The 16,655-nt window shown below is 58.6% G+C and carries 10 protein-coding genes and 2 pseudogenes; 4 read left to right on the top strand and 8 right to left on the bottom strand.

Translation table 11 applies throughout. The annotated features are described in order from the left end of the window. Positions 1-17: 17 nt before the first annotated feature. From SJY08_RS21555 to SJY08_RS21540, 4 genes and pseudogenes are all read right to left on the bottom strand, one after another. Positions 18-1,724: an ABC transporter ATP-binding protein/permease gene (locus SJY08_RS21555; protein WP_377278221.1), complete on the bottom strand. Its 1,707-nt coding sequence runs from the start codon at positions 1,722-1,724 to the stop codon at positions 18-20. Positions 1,725-1,777: 53 nt separating this feature from the next. Next, positions 1,778-3,976, bottom strand: coding sequence for a TonB-dependent hemoglobin/transferrin/lactoferrin family receptor (locus SJY08_RS21550; RefSeq protein WP_377278219.1), 2,199 nt, complete (start codon positions 3,974-3,976; stop codon positions 1,778-1,780). 362 nt (positions 3,977-4,338) lie between these two features. Then, positions 4,339-5,039, bottom strand: a pseudogene (locus SJY08_RS21545) (IS3 family transposase); the annotation flags it as partial. Positions 5,040-5,282: 243 nt separating this feature from the next. Next, positions 5,283-5,915 carry an ATP-binding cassette domain-containing protein gene (locus tag SJY08_RS21540; RefSeq protein WP_377278705.1) on the bottom strand — a complete coding sequence of 211 codons (633 nt, stop codon included), beginning with the start codon at positions 5,913-5,915 and terminating at the stop codon, positions 5,283-5,285. A gap of 219 nt (positions 5,916-6,134) precedes the next feature. Between SJY08_RS21540 and SJY08_RS21535 the strand changes: the two genes are divergently transcribed. Continuing rightward, positions 6,135-8,051 carry a putative bifunctional diguanylate cyclase/phosphodiesterase gene (locus SJY08_RS21535; protein WP_377278217.1) on the top strand — a complete coding sequence of 639 codons (1,917 nt, stop codon included), beginning with the start codon at positions 6,135-6,137 and terminating at the stop codon, positions 8,049-8,051. Between the two features lie 1,100 nt (positions 8,052-9,151). Here SJY08_RS21535 and SJY08_RS21530 read toward each other — a convergent pair. The 3 genes from SJY08_RS21530 to SJY08_RS21520 form a co-directional block, all read right to left on the bottom strand. After that, positions 9,152-10,237: an alpha/beta hydrolase family esterase gene (locus SJY08_RS21530; protein ID WP_377278215.1), complete on the bottom strand. Its 1,086-nt coding sequence runs from the start codon at positions 10,235-10,237 to the stop codon at positions 9,152-9,154. A 106-nt stretch (positions 10,238-10,343) separates the two neighbouring features. Then, positions 10,344-10,955 carry a general stress protein gene (locus tag SJY08_RS21525; RefSeq protein WP_377278213.1) on the bottom strand — a complete coding sequence of 204 codons (612 nt, stop codon included), beginning with the start codon at positions 10,953-10,955 and terminating at the stop codon, positions 10,344-10,346. A gap of 31 nt (positions 10,956-10,986) precedes the next feature. Continuing rightward, positions 10,987-11,304, bottom strand: coding sequence for a PepSY domain-containing protein (locus SJY08_RS21520; protein ID WP_069042987.1), 318 nt, complete (start codon positions 11,302-11,304; stop codon positions 10,987-10,989). 249 nt (positions 11,305-11,553) lie between these two features. Here SJY08_RS21520 and SJY08_RS21515 point away from each other — a divergent pair, with 249 nt between their 5' ends. The 3 genes and pseudogenes from SJY08_RS21515 to SJY08_RS21505 all read left to right on the top strand — a co-directional run bounded on the left by SJY08_RS21515 (position 11,554) and on the right by SJY08_RS21505 (position 14,404). Then, on the top strand, positions 11,554-12,555 hold the full coding sequence (locus SJY08_RS21515) for a sensor histidine kinase (RefSeq protein WP_377278211.1): 1,002 nt from the start codon (positions 11,554-11,556) through the stop codon (positions 12,553-12,555). A gap of 335 nt (positions 12,556-12,890) precedes the next feature. Continuing rightward, positions 12,891-13,944 (top strand): annotated as a pseudogene (locus tag SJY08_RS21510) (sensor histidine kinase). Positions 13,945-14,011: 67 nt separating this feature from the next. Continuing rightward, positions 14,012-14,404: a response regulator gene (locus SJY08_RS21505; RefSeq protein ID WP_377278209.1), complete on the top strand. Its 393-nt coding sequence runs from the start codon at positions 14,012-14,014 to the stop codon at positions 14,402-14,404. Positions 14,405-14,448: 44 nt separating this feature from the next. Here the strand turns inward: SJY08_RS21505 and catE are convergent, their stop codons facing one another. Continuing rightward, the gene (catE, locus tag SJY08_RS21500; protein WP_377278207.1) at positions 14,449-16,593 is read right to left on the bottom strand and encodes a catalase C; all 2,145 of its coding nucleotides are present in this window, start codon (positions 16,591-16,593) and stop codon (positions 14,449-14,451) included. Positions 16,594-16,655 lie beyond the last annotated feature (62 nt).

Below are 16,655 nucleotides of genomic sequence, written 5' to 3'. Positions count from 1 at the left end.
TTCGATGGAGGATGGCGTCAGCTGGCGACAGCCAGCACTTTCGGATGGGTGTCGATATCGTGGATCTGCATGTCTGATGGCGTCTGGGGGACGCGATGCGAGATCAGGATCAGGATCATGTCGGGCAAATGCTCGCGGATCCGTGCCAGAAGCTCGGTTTCGGCCGCCTGGTCGAGCGCGCTGGTTGCCTCGTCGAGGATTGCAATATCCGGTCGTTGCAACAGAATACGGGCCAGTGCGAGCCTCTGCATTTCACCGCCCGACAGTGAGGCAAGGTCGCGTTCGGCTTCGATCGCGGCACGTTCCGTCATTCGTTCGAGACCAACGGCGTGCAGGGCCGCTGCCACAGTCTCCTGTCCAAAATCACCGATTGTGCGGGGATAGGCGGCGGCATCGGCCAGTGAGCCGAGCGGCATATAGGCCTTCTGCGGCAGGAAAAGCACCTTGTCCGAAGGAAGCGTGATTGAACCGGAGCCATGCTGCCAGAAACCGGCGAGAAGCTTGACCATCGTCGTCTTGCCGATTCCAGATCGCCCACGAAGAAGCAAGGTAGAGCCGGGATCAAGCGAGATATCAGGCAGTTTCAGGAGAAGCTCACCTTGGGCCGAGCAAACCCTAATGTCCTGCAGCGTGAGAGACTGTGATTGGCTTATCCTGGATAGTGGCGAAGGATGCGATCCGTGGCGCTCGGCGGCTTGAAGGAAGCCGTCGAGGCGCGATGCCGTGGCCACAAGTTCGGCGAGATCCCGATAGGAGAAGATGAACCAGGACAGTGTGGTGACTACCTGGGAAAAGGCCATGCTGAGCTGCATCAAACCACCGAAGGCAACATGACCGGCCAGATAGCCCGGCAGCGCCACGAAGAGCGGGATCCGCAGCACGGAATGCCGAAACGGGAAGGTAAAGCTGCCCAGAACGAGCTCGGCGCGGATCAGTCGCCGCCAGTTGGCAGCCAGCGCGTCGAAGCGGGCAGAAAAGCTTCGCCGTTCGGCCGCCTCGCCATTTGAAAGTGCGACCTCGTCGAAAGCCGTCCGCCAGCGAGCGAGGCCGAACCGAAAGCTCGCCTCCTTGTGCTGTTGCTCGGCAAGCAGACCTTTAAGCGGCTTACCCAGCTGATGCGTAATCAGGCTGCTGATCGCCACATAGAGGAAGGCCGCCCAGACCATGTAGCGCGGGATCTCGAGGTCCAGCCCGAGGGGAGCCAGCGACAGGGCAAAGTTGGACAGTCCCCATAGCACTGTCAGATAGGAAAACAGGCCGACGATCTCGCCGATCAAATCCAATGTCTCGCCGAGCAGGCCGCGCGCAAACAGGCGGCAGTCTTCCGCAATTCGCTGGTCCGGATTGTCGATGCGATCGACCGGGTCAGCCGCCATGTGCCAGAAGGCCTTGTTGCGGGTCCACAAGGCGATCGCATGGTCAGTCAGAGCCTTCCGCCAGCGGATCTCCAGCACCTTGCGCAGGTATTCGTAAGACAAGCCGCGCACGGAATTCAAAGCGATGATCAGGGCAAAGATACCGATCTGCCGGAGCACTTCGGGTCCGTCCACCTTTTCGATGGCAGAATAGAATTGACCCGTCCACTCGACCAGACGAACTGCAGCGTAGACGCTGCCGAGGTTGAGAGCGATGGCCAGGGCATAAAGCGCAACGCTGAACTTGCCTCCCGGAGCCGAGATGCAAATGACGATCAGACGTTTGAACTGTTGAAACAGGGTCGACATGATGCTCCCTCTGAAAAGGGTGGTGCCGGTTGCTTGCCCGGCACCGGTATGGCTCAAAATTTGACCGTCGCGCCGACCTTGAATGTGCGACCGGCCCCCGTTTGCAGTTCCAGCGGATTGACATTGGCAACCGCCGCCGAACCGGCGACGGTGTTGTAGCCGGTCAGCGTGTTCGGGAAGTATCGGCGGTCGAAGATGTTCTCGATCCCGAAGGTCACTTCCAGGTTTTCTCGCGGGGTCCACTTGGCATAGGCATCGAAGACCGCGTAGCCGGAGGGCAGGTAATAGGCAGTGTTGCTTGCCTCGGTTCGGCCGGCGGCGAAGGTGCCGAACAGCTCGAATTGCAGGTGGTAATCCGGCAGTTCGTGCTTCACCCCGAGAACCGCGGTAAACGGTGCCGCACCATCGAAGGCCGTTTCGGCAGAGGATGCGCTGACTTTCTGGCGCCCCTTGCTCCAGCTCAGATTGGCCGAGAGCGTGGTGTAATCCAGAACTTCGTATTCGCCACCGAACTCGATGCCCCAGAGCATGACATCCTCGACATTATTCGAGGTATACGCCGTGACGGGCGTGCCGCTGCCATTGAGGATCGTTGTTGCCTGGAGGCTGCGGATGAAGTCCTTGTAGTCGGCATAGAAGCCGTTCACGCTGAAGAAGCCGCGCTCATACTCACCACGAAGTCCAATCTCGTAGCTTTGAACCGATTCTGGTCGCAGGTCGGGATTGGGGATGATGGAGGAGCCGCTGAAGATGTCCGTGCTCGACTGGAAGAGCTGCGCCGAGGTCGGCATCTTGAAGCCCTCTCCGTAGGACGCATAGACAGAGTAGGTCTCGTCGAGCTTGTAGGTTGCGCTGAAGGCCTTCAGCAGCTCGGTGCTTTCCTTTTTCGCGGGCGCATAGCCGGGCAGCCCGGGATATGTCGCATCCCCTGTCGGGTCGATCGAATAGGTGGCGAGCCTGAAGCCCGGCGTCAGGGTCAGGCGATCATCAAGAAGCGCGATTTCGTCCTGGATGTAGAAGTCGGCGCGCTGTGTCTCGACGCGGGGGAAGCTGAAACCCTGGTTGGTGGCCACCGTCGTCGTCCCGGTCAGGGAGTTGTAGGTGGTGTTGATACCCGCGTAATCACCCTTGGTATGATCGCCATCGAAGCCGTAGGTAAGGCTGTGACGGGTTGGCCCGAGATCAAAGCTCGACTTCAGCTGAATGTCGCCTTCCAGGAAAGTTTCGCTGTAGTCACGATACTGATTGCGCAGTTCGACGCGGTTCGAATAGACGCGGCGCTGATTGCTGTCGGTTACGCGCTCCTGGGGCGAATAAGACAGACGCCAATTCAGGCTGTCGAGCCAGGGCAGATCCGCCAGCCACTCGTGTTCAAGCGCGAACCGCTTGCGGCTCATGTCGAGATCGCGGACATAGGGGTCGTTGATATAGGCGCTGGTGGACGGGATGCCCGTGCCCGATGCGCTCATGTCGTAGAGCTGGAGAACTTCCGTCGCGCGACCGAAGAGCTCTCCCGTCAGCTTCACCGTGTTCTGGGCATCCGGCGCCCAGACCATCTTGAGAAGTGCGTTGTCGACATCTGTGTCCGCGGGGAAGAGCTCGTTGCATCCCAGATAGAGCCGGCTGCAGCCCCAGATCCCGCCGTCGGCACGCGCATTGCTGAACTCGGCCTCATGCGAAGAGGTCTGGCCGTAGCTGCCGAGGATCTGCAGGTCTCCGAAATCATAGGCGCCGGTCACCTGCTTGTTCCAGCTATCGTCGAAGCTGTCATAGCTGGTCTTCATCTCCAACGCCCAGGGCTTGTCGCTATCTGCAAGGAGATCCGAGGGATCGAGCGTGCGGAACATGACGGACCCACCGACTGCGTCGGCACCCCACAGGACCGAATTGGGCCCACGGACGATCTCGACCGCCTTGAAATTGCTCATGTCGAAGAAGTCGCGGCTGCCGTCGGTGATGAGTTCCTGAACGCGCGAACCGTCGACCATGGTCAGCACGCGGTTACCGCCCATGCCGCGGATCGTAAAGCCAGTCAGCTGCCCCCAGGGATTGACGCTTGAAGTCTGTCTTGAGACCGACACGCCGGGCTCCCGCCGCACGAGATCCTGAATGTCTCGGATGTTGTAATCGTCCAACTGCTCCTGGGTCACGACCGTGATGTTTTGCGGCACATCGAGGAGCTTCTTGTCCGATCGCGACGAAACCACGATCTGATCAAGGATCGTATCGTCGGCCTGACCGGCACTCGGCAAGCAAATGCCTATCACTGCAACACTTGCAGCAAGAAATTGGACACGGTGACGCGTGGACGCGCAAGGCGTCGCTATTGCCCGGAATTTCATGGTTCAACCCCTCAGAACTAGTGGACGGAGCGGGTCGTATTAAAGGATACCAAAGGAGTCAAGTTTAAACATGAGCTTCATTATCATGTTTTTTACCGATGAAATTCCATGACGAGCTAGGCTGTCTTTGACCTGAATAAGCTTGGCTACCCTTAGTGATCGCAGCATTCGCCGACATCAAGTTCATTGCCGACTTTTTCCGAACTGCCAATGCCCATATTCGGCCGTTCGTTATCGGCAATCTTGCTCTAACATTGCCGACGGCGCGCGAAGCCATTGTCACGGAGGATCATCGTCGGTTTACCGCGCCATTCGACGATCTGGCTCAGTGTGCGGATGACGCGTTCTGCAGGCGTCGAAAAGTTCACTTGGATGCCAGGCCCCAGCGGTTGATGTTATCCAAGACTTTCAGCAGTCGGAATTGCCGACCATCCTCCAAACGATCCGCCATGAAACCCCTGGACCAGACCAGGCTCGTTGCTTCCGGCACAGTCAACGCATCGGGCTTGTCCTGCTTCAAACGCCAGCGTGGCTTGATCCTAAGATACAAGTCGAACTTGCGACAGATACCGCACACACGCCTGTGGTTCCAGCGATGTCCCCGGACATTGCGCAGGTAAAGGAAGCACAGGCCGAAGCCCCAGGTCTTCTTCGCCCGCGTCAGCCCGACGGGGAGATCGGCGACCTCCTCGTTATCGTCGTTCAGCTTGGCGCTATAAAGAGAGCAGGTCTTACTGACATAGAAGCAACGGCAGGCAACCGCAATGCTCACCCCGTGCCCCCACCACTGCTTGCCCAGCCATATCCCGTCGTCGAGATAGCCGCGTTATTTCCCAAGAGCCTCCTTCAGAAGCTCGGCCTGCACGCTCATCTCGGCATACATCTTCCTCAACCGATGGCTCTCATCCTCCAGAGCCTTCATCTGGCTGATCATCGACGCATCGAGGACCCCGTATTTGGATCTCGACTTGTATGAGGTCACTACTCATCGGTATCGGCATGAAGCCATGCTCCACACCATTCGCAGCCGTGTCGAGATGCTTCTGCCTGCCCCCATCTTCTGTCTGGCTCAGTGTGTGTGGCTGTTGGGCTCGGTGGATCAGTTCGTCTCGCTGAAGCTCTCCTCGATCACAAAGCCTGAGCAGAACCAGCGAGATTGCAAGGGAGCATCATCGCCCGGATATGACAGAGGGTGGCGGAAGGCCGCTGTCGGATTTCAGGGTTTGACCAGGAGTTCGACAGGCTCGAGGATCAACGGGAAGAGCTTGTGCGCACCAACGTTTGCGGGTTTTGCAGAGATCCCGGCTCGGCTGCTTGAGGGCGCCATCATGGCGACGCCATGCGGAATATCGAGATTGTTGAGCGGTTCATCGAACAGCATGTAATCGCTGTCCTGACACAGGATCATCGCGAAGAAGGCGCGCTGCCGCTGGCCGCCCGAGAGTTCATCAAGATATCGATCGGCAAGCGGTCGCAGCTTCAGATGAGTCAGCGCCTCGTCGATCTTTGCCTTGTCGGCAACCGTCAGCCGTCCCTTCGAATAGGGATAGCGACCAAAGGCAACGAGATCGCTGACGGTCAGCCGCGCGGCCATGTGGTTATCCTGCCTGAGGATCGAAAGGCGCTGGGCGAGTATCTCGCCCTTGGCCTGGAAGACATCGAGCCCTTCGAGATGAACCGTGCCAGCGTCAGGCAGCATCAGGCGCGCGATGATCGACAGGAGGGTGGACTTGCCCGCGCCGTTCGGTCCGATGATCGCCCTCAACCCGCCTTTGGCAAGCGTCAGACTGACATCATCCAGAACCGTGCTGGCGCCATAGGCCTTGCTGAGACTGACGATTTCGATCATCGCGCACGCATTGGCTTGGGAAAATTTCACGCTGCTCCAAAATGGGCATGCCGTAAACCTGTTTTAAATCTCACTGATATATATCCCGACAATCACACGAAGTCGGGCTGGACCGCGACTACACGCTTTGACGGCAGACAATAAACGGGGAAAATCTATGCGTTTATCTCCATCAGAGCGCCAAACTTCCGGATCAGGCGAAAACAAAAAACTCTCTCCATGAAAATTGCCAATCTGCTCAATCAGCTCAGGATATCGACCGACCCGGCACGACAGCAGGCAATGGTGGATGCCTATATCCCGATCCTGCGACCGATCCTGATCCCCGCCTGCGGCTACTATCTCTTCGTCACCTGGGAGCACTGGCAGACGCAGACCGGCCTTATGCTGGTCGCGTTCTCCCTCATCAGTACGACGACGGCTTTCGGCTTCTATCTGTTTCACAAGCTTCTAGCGAACAACCGGACAATGTCTCTGGCCAAGCTCGAATTGCATAATCTGGCCATGCATCTGTTCATGTACCTCAACCTCTTGAGCTACCTGCTCGTCTACAATGTGGAAACGCGTTACATATACTTCGTGTTGCTCGCCTTCATTTTTGCAATCACCGGCGCCACGACGCGCACGGTCATGATCAGCGTTCCACTGACATTGGCCACCCTTTACTGGTTCTCCACGTCTCTCCCTGAGGACCTCTACGCAGAGTATGTTTCCATTGTCGTTGCGACTGCCTTCGCTTCAGTGAGTATGACGGGACTGCTCAGGCATGCGATCATTCGCCAGATCGACGCACGATTGCTGGCCGATGAGCTGACAGTCAAGGCGCGGGCCATTGCGGATGCCGATATGCTGACCGGGATCCCGAACAGGCGCGCCATCTTCGAAAAGATCGACCGGCTGATCGAGCAGCGTACGCCATTCTGGCTGGGCATATTCGATCTCGACGGCTTCAAGGGCATCAACGATGTGTACGGTCACTCGATGGGCGACCGCCTGTTGCGCGCCTCCGTCGCGCGGGCCACGGAGCTGCATTTCGAGGGGGCCATGATTGGCCGGATCGGTGGTGACGAGTTTGCCGTCGTTCTGACCGGCAACGTCACAGAATCGCAGGTCAGAGCGCTTGCCGGCAGTTGGCTAAAGGCGATCACTGCGCCCTATATCATTGACAACCAGGAGCTCTCGGTCGGCGCTTCCGCGGGTTTCTCGCACTATCCGGACATGGGAATGGCGAGCACACAGCTCTACGAGCAGGCCGACTTTGCTCTCTACAAAGCCAAGGCCCGGTTCCGCGGACAGTGCATCGTTTTCGACACCACCGACAGCAAGGAGATGGAGAACGCCATCGCCATCGAACGGGAATTGCGCGAAGGCAACCTCGAGCAGGAGCTGTTCCTGCTGTTTCAGCCGCAATACTCGCCAAGCAGGCAGCGTATCGTCAGTTTCGAAGCACTGGCCCGCTGGCAAAATCCCAGGCTCGGGCTTGTCCGTCCTGACGATTTCATCCGTGTCGCCGAACGCTCCGGCTTCATTCAGAAGGTCACCGCCATCCTGTTCCGCAAGGGCCTGGCGCAGCTGAAGAAATGGCCTGACGACATCAGTCTGTCCTTCAACCTGTCAGCACGGGACATTTCGGATCAGACCTTTGTCCTCTCGCTTCTAGGTCAGATCATGAAGGAGGAGATTTCGCCGGGTCGTCTGGAATTCGAGATCACCGAAACAGCGGTGATGTCCGATCTCACAACATCGAGCGCTGTTCTCGACAGGTTGAGAAGCAGCGGCTGCAGGGTCGCACTCGATGATTTCGGATCTGGCTATTCGAGCTTCCAGTATCTCGATCAGCTTCCGCTCGACAAGGTCAAGATCGACAGGAGCTTCATCCGCAAGGTTGCCCACAGCCTCACATCGCGCGAAATCGTCGCCGCGATCATTGCCCTGTGCTCCAAGCTCAACTTGCGCTGCGTGCTCGAGGGCGTCGAAACCCGTGAGGAGATGGCTGTGCTTGCGGCCCTCAAGCCGGATCTCATCCAGGGATACCTGTTCGGACGGCCCATGAGCGGAGCGGATGCCACCCAACTCATCGCAAGTCAGCAGCAGTCAAATACAAATCAGACAGCATTGTATATCCAGTCAGGTTGAACGATCACGATTTGAAATCTTCACTGGATTCAGCAGCGTAGTTTGTTCGCGTCAGACTTGGACGACAAGGGTTGTACAAAGACATTGGCTTGTCGTCGGCGGCGCAGCGAGCGACCGGTTACGGGATTTAGGTCCAGCATCGCGAATGGCCGAATTGGGGCACTAAGCAGCCGATATGGGCTGCCACCCTCGGTCGGCGCGACGGGGTGTATGAACTCTTGCGCTGAACTTGGCTCCCCAATATCGTCCGCCTGCAGAATATCAGAAGCAACACATGACGAACCTGACCATCTACCGCGCTTGCCTGCTCATATGTCTGGCGATCGTCTTTTTCATTGGCCCGTCGGCCCGCTGATCATCATCACCTTGGGGGTAGTCGCCTCGGTCGGTCTTGTAGCGAAGAATTTGGTCCCACCCCGGGGGGACCGGTCGAGCGTTTACGTGCTCGACGCGTGGCTGGGCGTCTGGAACGCGTTTTACATTTGGAAGGACCTGGGCCAGGACTGCCAGTCTAGAGAAGCGAACAAGTGAGTGAATCGCGATCATCGGTTCATTCTGCATCGGCCGGTCCCTCCGTGGTGGCGAGGGCGCGCGCTTTCCGCACCACAGTGGTGATGATCTGATCGGCCACGTGAAGGCTGGTGCCGGTGTGCTCATGCTCGATGTCGTAGCCGCCTTCGTTGATTTATGCAGACGGGTCAACAATCTTGGCAATCGCAGTGCAATCGAGGCTGTTCAGAAGAGTCTGGACACCGTCCACATCATAAAGAGGTGGCAAGTAACCTAGTCGCCGCTCGAAGCGGGCCCACCGCTTGGCACGGGCAATACTTCAGTAAGCTAAGACTAGCGCCATCGTGGTGAACATGGACCAAGCAAAAAATCTAATCATGGACTTGTCCTTCATTCGCGGACTATCCGCACTTTGGCAGCGGCAGATTTCGTAGCAGGTTATGATTGGCAACATCTGGGGAGCCAGGAAGTTCCGGAAATCCGGGATTAACGATCTTGGGCATGAGCCTCGCAGCAGTGGTCACGCGGCTTCGATGCGAAGCAGACATCGCCAGGCAGCCTCGGCAGCAAAGCCTGATGTCCGTGAGACTTCACTTTATCAGTCCTGCCGCCCGAAACGCGTCTTCGATGACCTGCTGAACTCCCTCAGGCATCTGTGGTTGACTAGGCTGCGACTTAGCGCCTGGCGCATCTGACGCTGCGGGTTTTTCTCTCCGCTCAAAGGACGGGGTCAATCCCCAGGCGCGCGCTATGTGCACGGTGGAGGATATCCCGACATCGAGCATGTGAGCAGCTGGTCGACCGTATCCGGAAGCCGCATCGACGGGCGTTCCGTGACCCATTCCAACAATCCGGTAATGCTCGATGGCATCGCGGCCGGATGCGTCTTTCCAGGTTTCCAGCGCGTGGCCGCCATCGAGAAGCTGAGCCTCGCTCGATCCCACGTCCGCCCCATGGACACCGAGCCACTGATCGATGATCGCACGGGAGTTTGCGTCTGAAACGGTGTTGTCGCTCGTTCCGTGCCACACGGATACCGTCGGCCAAGGTCCTTCATGAGCTGAGGCGTTCCTCAGCTTGGCATCGAGCATCGTTGAGGATGGAAGGCCATACCCCCGCATCCGATCAAATGCTTCCGGCACCGTCGAGGCGACCCCGAAAGGAAGGCCTGCGATGATCGCACCACCGGTAAAGACCTCGGGATAAGAGGCGAGAAGCGCATTGGCCATGGCGCCACCCGCCGAGAGGCCGGTGACGAACACACGACGCGGATCGATACCGTGAAGGTCGACCATGCTCGCGATCATCTCGCGGATCGACAGGATCTCTCCCTTGTCGCGCGTGACGTCATTGCACTGGAACCAGTTGAAGCAGAGATTGGCATTGTTCTGGCGGGATTGTTCCGGAAAGAGGACCGCGAAACCATAGTCTTCGGCGAGCCGCGACCAGCCGGACCCATGATCGTAAGCGGCCGCCGACTGCGTACAACCATGCAGGACCACCACAAGAGCAGGTGGCGAAGCCGGGTTGTCCGGGCACTGATACCAGCCCGTTAGCTGGCCGGGGTTTTGCACCGGGCCGTCCAGTCTGGTCAACGTGCTCGGCCGGTAAGTGCCGCCTTGCGCATTCGCTCGGGCACGAGCGAGCCGCTCGATGGTATCGGAAATGCTTCGCATGGGTGACCTTCTGGGGTTCCGGAAAGCCAACCGACATCCCTGTTGATAGATGATGTTTCAGAACGAGTTCGAGGACCGGCGTGAGCCGATCCTCGATTGTTATTGGTTAGAGAGTGCGAACGCGATAGCGGTCCCGCTCCTTTTCGATTTCGGCTGGGCCGTAGGGATCAGCGGAATGATCGAACTTCGTCCAACCCTGTTCCGAATAGGCCTGGCGGCGCGCCATTGCATCGACGCGATTGGACTGCTTGAGGATCGCTTCCGCCTCGGCTTCCATACCGTCATCCACGCGAGCTGTGACAAGTGTGCCGCCACGGCGAACACCTTCCGCGTAGACATGGGCCTCATCTTCGGAGACACCGGAATCGGTGAGTGCACCGATCAATCCGCCTGCTGCACCACCGGCAACTGCACCGGCAATGGCGCCTGCAGCAGTGGCCGCAAGCCAACCGGCGGCGACGACAGGGCCAACGCCTGGAATGGCCATGATGCCGAGACCGGTCAGAAGACCACCGGCACCACCAACGACAGCGCCGATACCGGCACCGGCACCCGCACCTTCTGCGGCACCGTTGTCGTTGTCTTCATGCCTGTGGCGGTTGTCGGCATTGTTCGAAACAATGCTGATGTCTTCGGACGGGATGCCACGCGCTTCCAGTGCGCTGACTGCGGCGGATGCCTCATTGTAGTTGTCAAAAAGTCCGGTAACGGTTTTCATGCGAATGACCTTTCTCTGCGTTTCCGCAAAATTATTTCGAGACGACGTTGCCCTGGTAATCCATGGCGACCGGCATGGACTTGCCGTCCTTCATCGCCGTGGCCTGCCAGACGCCCTGATCGTCGAGCATGAGGTCGGCAATGCCGGTGTAGCCTGCCTCTTCAATGCGCTGCCGTGCCTGTTCCTCGGTGAAGGAATTTGCGCCCTCCACAGGGGCAGTAGCATTCGGCGTATCCGGTGTCGCTACGGCAGGCGTGTCGCCATCCATGGCCGGAACCGTCGTGGTCTGGGCATAGGCAGACACTGCCGAGGCGCACACGAGCGCCGCCGCGAAAATCATCTTTTTCATGAGTTTTCCTCTTTGCAGACCTGGTTGCTAGGTCTCGTAGCAAGAACACGACGGCGTGATTAATGTTCCGACGTTGGCTCGCTTTGCATCTTCTTCGCTTGCAGCGACGAGTTTTCGTCTCCGCATTCCGGATGCGCATCAGGGAATTGCGTCGGAAACTGAACAGACTGGTCACTGGCAGTCTTTTGCCTGTAAGGTCGTCCACGGATTGTGGATCGATGCACTGCACCGTCGAACGGGAGAGCCTGCATGAACGACGACGGTCCAACGCATACAGACTGGGACGTGCAAGCACTGCGAAGCGCGATTGACTCCGCCGGGGTCGCTCTTTGGACGTGGATTGTTCAAAACGACGAATTCGTCATGGATGCCAGAGGCTTCGAACTCTGGGACATCTCTCCGGACACCGTACTGACTTTTGAACACTTGTCCGCGCAGGTTCATCCTGCGGATCGCGACCGCGTGAGGACGGCCTTCATGGCGACCCGCGTCATCGAAGGGCAGTTCGAGATCGACTTTAGAATCCTGACGAGCGCATCGGATGTGCGATGGATTTCGGCACGGGGTCAAGGAAGCAGCGGAGATGCCGCCGCTGGAAAGATGTCGGGCATTTTTCTCGATGTTACGGGGCGCAAGCAGGCGGAGGAAGGCCACGAGTTGCTGGCCGGTGAAATGAGCCATCGGGTGAAGAACCTTCTCGCTCTAGCGTCTGGCCTGACGACAATCACGTCACGGACGACCGAGACGAAAGAGGAGATGGCGAAGCAGTTGACCCAGCGACTGACCGCGCTGGGTCGTGCCCATGACCTGGTACGGCCTTTACCCAATGGTCAGGGAAGTGCCGCCCTGCTTGGCGACCTGTTCTCCGTTCTGCTGGCGCCTTATGATGACATCGGCGCCTTCGCAGGTCGGATCCGTGTCGCCGTTCCTCGCATGGGGATCGGCGAAAAGGCGGCGACAAGCCTTGCCCTCGTGATCCACGAGTTGGCGACGAATTCTTTGAAATACGGCGCCCTGTCGTCCGAGCAAGGTTTGCTCGATATCTCCGGCTCTACCGTCGAAGAGGATGTCGAGATCCTCTGGAGCGAGCAGGGCGGGCCAGACATACCGAGCCGCTCACCTGAAGGATATGGAAGCAAGCTTCTCCACCGCACCGTCAGTGGTCACCTCGGGGGCTCTATTGCGCACGAATGGACCGCCGGAGGGGTCGTTGTGACCTTGAGGATGCGGGTGAGTGATCTGACACATTGATCGGACCTGTGCCGACTGCAGATGGGAAAGGTCTTCAGGCTAGATGCGTTATCATCGAGCATGACAAACCGGATTGCACCTCGACCTAAGGCGGCCTTCAACAGACACTCCAAGGCCCTCAGTCGCTCCCGGAGGCAGAACGCCGCATTCGCTTGATAATCAGCAAGCTTCAGGCGCTCCAGCTTCGTTTTCACCAATCAATCAAACAAATGATGCATGGCAGGCACATCCGGTGTGTTATCCTCCTCCAGTCGGAATTGACCTCATCGTTTCTGTCGACACTCCTGCCGAGTGATGACTTGCGCCGTGAGTCTTCGGCCCTTGAGGGCCCCTATATGCCACAGACACCAACAGTGCATTTTGAATGCGGCAAGCACACTTGCCGTGGTGAAATCGTCCAACGAACCGCTGCTTTTTCTGTCCGATGATCTGAGGATCATCGCAGCGAGCGCATCCTTCTGCCGAGCATTCGAGATTGCCACGGCCTCCGTCAAAGGCAAGCGCCTCGGCGAACTCGGGCACGGGGAATGGGCAATGCCGAGGCTCAACTCCTTGTTGACGGCGACCGTCACCGGCAGTGTGAGCATCGATGCCTACGAGATCGACCTGAAGCGTCCGGACCAGAAAACGCGACAGTTGATCATCAATGCGCGAAAGCTCGACGACGGCGACCTCGAGCATATCCGCCTGCTTGTCGCCATCACCGACGTGACCGACATGCGCGCTGAGGCTCGCCTGAAAGACGATCTGGTTCGCGACAAGGCCATCCTTCTGCAGGAAGTTCAGCACAGGGTCGCCAACAGCCTACAGATCATTGCCAGCGTCCTCATGCAGAGTGCGCGCCGCGTTCAGTCGGAGGAGGTCCGTGGGCATCTCAATGACGCCCGTCACCGCATCATGTCGATTGCGGCCCTGCAGCGTCAGCTCTCCACCTCTGCCGGCGGCAGCGTTGAGCTACGTGCCTATTTCACGCAGCTTTGCCAAAGTCTCGGCGCATCGATGATCGCGGAGCCCGAGCGGGTGTCGATCCAGGTGACGGTCGATGACAGCACCGTCCCGGCGGATATCTCTATCAGTCTGGGTCTGATCGTTACCGAACTCGTGATCAACGCTCTGAAGCATGCCTTCAGCGACGATCGGAACGGAACGATCGAGATCAACTATCTGTCTTCGGGCAAAGACTGGACCCTTTCCATATCCGACGACGGAACTGGAATGCCTATCGGGAACGACGCGCCCAAGGCCGGGTTAGGCACCGGTATCGTCGAGGCGCTCGTCAAGAATCTCGAAGGCGAATTGACGGTAAGCGACGCTTCCCCAGGCACAGTTGTGACGATCAGGCATACGGAAAGGTCAGGACTTCAGACCGACTTTTCGCCGGCGGCATAGGGACAGATCGGTTCCTGAGCCGCCCAAGGCTGCAGAACTGCAGCCATTCTCATACAGCGAGTGAACAATGAAGAACGGCAGACCCGTCGTCCTGATCGTGGAAGACAATACGATAATCCGCATGAGCGCAGTCGATCTGGTCCTGTCGGCGGGCTATGAAGCGCTGGAGGCTGGCGACGCCGACGAGGCGATCCGCATTCTCGAAGGACGGGAAGACATCGATCTCGTATTCACCGATGTCCAGATGCCAGGGACGATGGACGGTATCAAACTGTCCCACTACATCCGCGATCGGTGGCCACCCTTGAAACTGATTGTCGCTTCCGGTGCAGCCATCGTCGAAGAGAGCATGCTGCCGGTCGGAAGCCGCTTCTTCTCCAAGCCTTACGACGACCTCACCATCACCGAGGCGATGGCGCGCCTGCTTGCAAGCGACGACCCGAAGGCCCGGTCGCTCTGAAGCAGAGACGATGGCTGGCCCCCATCAACTGGGGGCCGAACCGGTTACTTCGGTACGGAAGCCTTGCCCAGCTTCACGGACGGCTCTCGTCCCCAGACCCTGAGTTTGCCAAGGGAGGACACGAAGCTTTCAAGACCTTCCTCGCCGGGCAAGACGAGGATGCCTTCATCGAGAGCATCCGCAATGCCTGCCTTTTCGAGAAGCGGCATGGCCGATGGGTCGTAGCCGATGAACTTGCAATGCTGGAAGGCATCCGCGACAAAATCCCGTGCGGTTGCCTCCTTGACGAGGTCATCCATCGCCTCTGACGATGTCAGCAGCGCGACGGCATCGAAGAGGACCGATGGCCCGCCATCGATCATGTGGTGGACCTCGATCCAGGTCCCATCCGACGCCTTGACGCCGCCGACCTTCGGCGCAATCAGCTCGAAGACGGCCTTTTCCTTGGTGATCGCCGTGGTCAGACCTTTGAGCAGCTTTGTATCGACGCCATCGGTGATCAGGATGCCGAGCTTGCGGCCTTCGAAACGTTTCGGGCCGCGTTCCACGATGCTGAGCGATGGTGCCGGCTCCAGATCCTGACGCGTGGGCATCGCTGCATCCGCCGCTTTCGGCATCGACTTGAACCCGAGCTTCTGGGCCACGGTATTGGCCAGCGTCTCATCGATGTTGAGAAGATGGGAGACCATGCGCTCACGGATTACGGCGGTTTCCACCTTGCTCAGTTCGAAGGTCAGGGCCGCCGCGATATGGCGCTGCTCCGAGGGCGTCTGGCTGATGTAGAACTGCCGCGCCTGGCTATAGTGGTCGGCAAAGCTTTCGGGGCGCAGACGTGCCTTGGTGCCCTGCTCTTCAGCCGGGAAATGGCGATAGCCACGCGTCGGCGATTCCCTCGGCCCTTCGCCAAAAGAGTTCGGCTGGTAATTCGCTCTGCCTACGGGATTTCGCATCGCCATGTGGCCGTCCTGCTGGAAGGTGGCAAACGGACACTTGGGCGCATTGATCGGCAAATGGGTGAAATTCGGCCCACCCAAGCGCTTGAGCTGCGTGTCGAGATAGGAGAAGTTTCGGCCCTGCAGCAGTGGATCATTGCTGAAATCAATGCCCGGCGGAACGTTCTGCGTCATGAAGGCAACCTGTTCGGTCTCCGCAAAGAAGTTGTCGGGCATGCGATCGAGCACTAGCCGGCCAATGGCCACAGGCGGGAGGATTTCTTCGGGAATGATCTTGGTCGGGTCGAGCACGTCGAAGTCGAAGCTGTCGGCAAACTCCTGATCGAAGAGCTGAACCTGCAATTCCCATTCCGGGAAATTGCCGGACTGAATGGATTGCCAGAGATCGCGGCGATGGAAATCCGGATCTGCGCCGTTGATCTTCACGGCCTCGTTCCAGGCCACCGACTGGAGACCCAGCTTCGGCTTCCAGTGGAATTTGACGAAGGTGGACTCGTCCTTCTCGTTGACGAAGCGGAAGGTGTGAACGCCGAAACCTTCCATGAAGCGGAAGGAGCGCGGGATCGTCCGGTCCGACATGATCCACATGACCATGTTCATGCTTTCCGGCGTCAGGCTGATGAAATCCCAGAAGGTGTCATGGGCGGTCTGCGCCTGCGGGAAGGCCCGGTCCGGCTCCTGCTTGGCGGCATGGATCAGATCCGGGAACTTGATGGCATCCTGAATGAAGAAGACCGGGATGTTGTTGCCGACCAGATCCCAGTTGCCCTCCTGGGTATAGAGCTTGACCGCGAAGCCACGGACATCGCGGGCAAGGTCGGCGGAGCCCTTGTTGCCGGCAACGGTCGAGAAACGAACGAAGGCTTCGGTCTTCTCTCCGGGACGCTGAAAGAGATCGGCCTTTGTATAGTCCGCAAGAGACTCGTAGGTTTCGAAATAGCCGTGCGCGCCATAGCCACGGGCATGCACCACCCGCTCGGGAATGCGCTCGTGGTCGAAGTGGAAGATCTTCTCGCGGAAATGGAAATCATCCATCACCAGAGGACCACGTGGCCCAACGCGCAGAGAATTCTGGTCGTCGGAAACCGGGCCGCCCTGAGCTGTCGTCAGCAGGGGCGCGTCATCCTCGGCGATCTGATGCAGTTCGCCGCCTTCGCCGCGCTGCATCGTCTGGTCGTGGATCTTGGCAGTCGCAGTTTTGGACCCAACGGACCCACGGGTTGATGTCTTGGCCATGGAGAACTCCTGGAGCACGCGCTCTGATGGTGGTGAGGAAAGCCGCTTGGAAAGCAAAAGAC

It is taken from the genome of Rhizobium sp. R86522 (genome assembly GCF_042466255.1).
Lineage (GTDB): Bacteria > Pseudomonadota > Alphaproteobacteria > Rhizobiales > Rhizobiaceae > Allorhizobium.
Note: the sequence above shows the minus strand (reverse complement) of the source record. Positions and strands in the feature narration are given on the sequence as shown.

Bases quoted from the DNA above. Each gene is read 5' to 3' on its own strand.
- SJY08_RS21520 (WP_069042987.1), bottom strand. From the start codon at position 11,304: ATGAAAAAGATGATTTTCGCGGCGGCGCTCGTGTGCGCCTCGGCAGTG.
- SJY08_RS21535 (WP_377278217.1), top strand. From the start codon at position 6,135: ATGAAAATTGCCAATCTGCTCAATCAGCTCAGGATATCGACCGACCCG.
- SJY08_RS21540 (WP_377278705.1), bottom strand. From the start codon at position 5,915: ATGATCGAAATCGTCAGTCTCAGCAAGGCCTATGGCGCCAGCACGGTT.
- SJY08_RS21505 (WP_377278209.1), top strand. From the start codon at position 14,012: ATGAAGAACGGCAGACCCGTCGTCCTGATCGTGGAAGACAATACGATA.
- SJY08_RS21515 (WP_377278211.1), top strand. From the start codon at position 11,554: ATGAACGACGACGGTCCAACGCATACAGACTGGGACGTGCAAGCACTG.
- SJY08_RS21530 (WP_377278215.1), bottom strand. From the start codon at position 10,237: ATGCGAAGCATTTCCGATACCATCGAGCGGCTCGCTCGTGCCCGAGCG.
- SJY08_RS21525 (WP_377278213.1), bottom strand. From the start codon at position 10,955: ATGAAAACCGTTACCGGACTTTTTGACAACTACAATGAGGCATCCGCC.
- catE (WP_377278207.1), bottom strand. From the start codon at position 16,593: ATGGCCAAGACATCAACCCGTGGGTCCGTTGGGTCCAAAACTGCGACT.
- SJY08_RS21555 (WP_377278221.1), bottom strand. From the start codon at position 1,724: ATGTCGACCCTGTTTCAACAGTTCAAACGTCTGATCGTCATTTGCATC.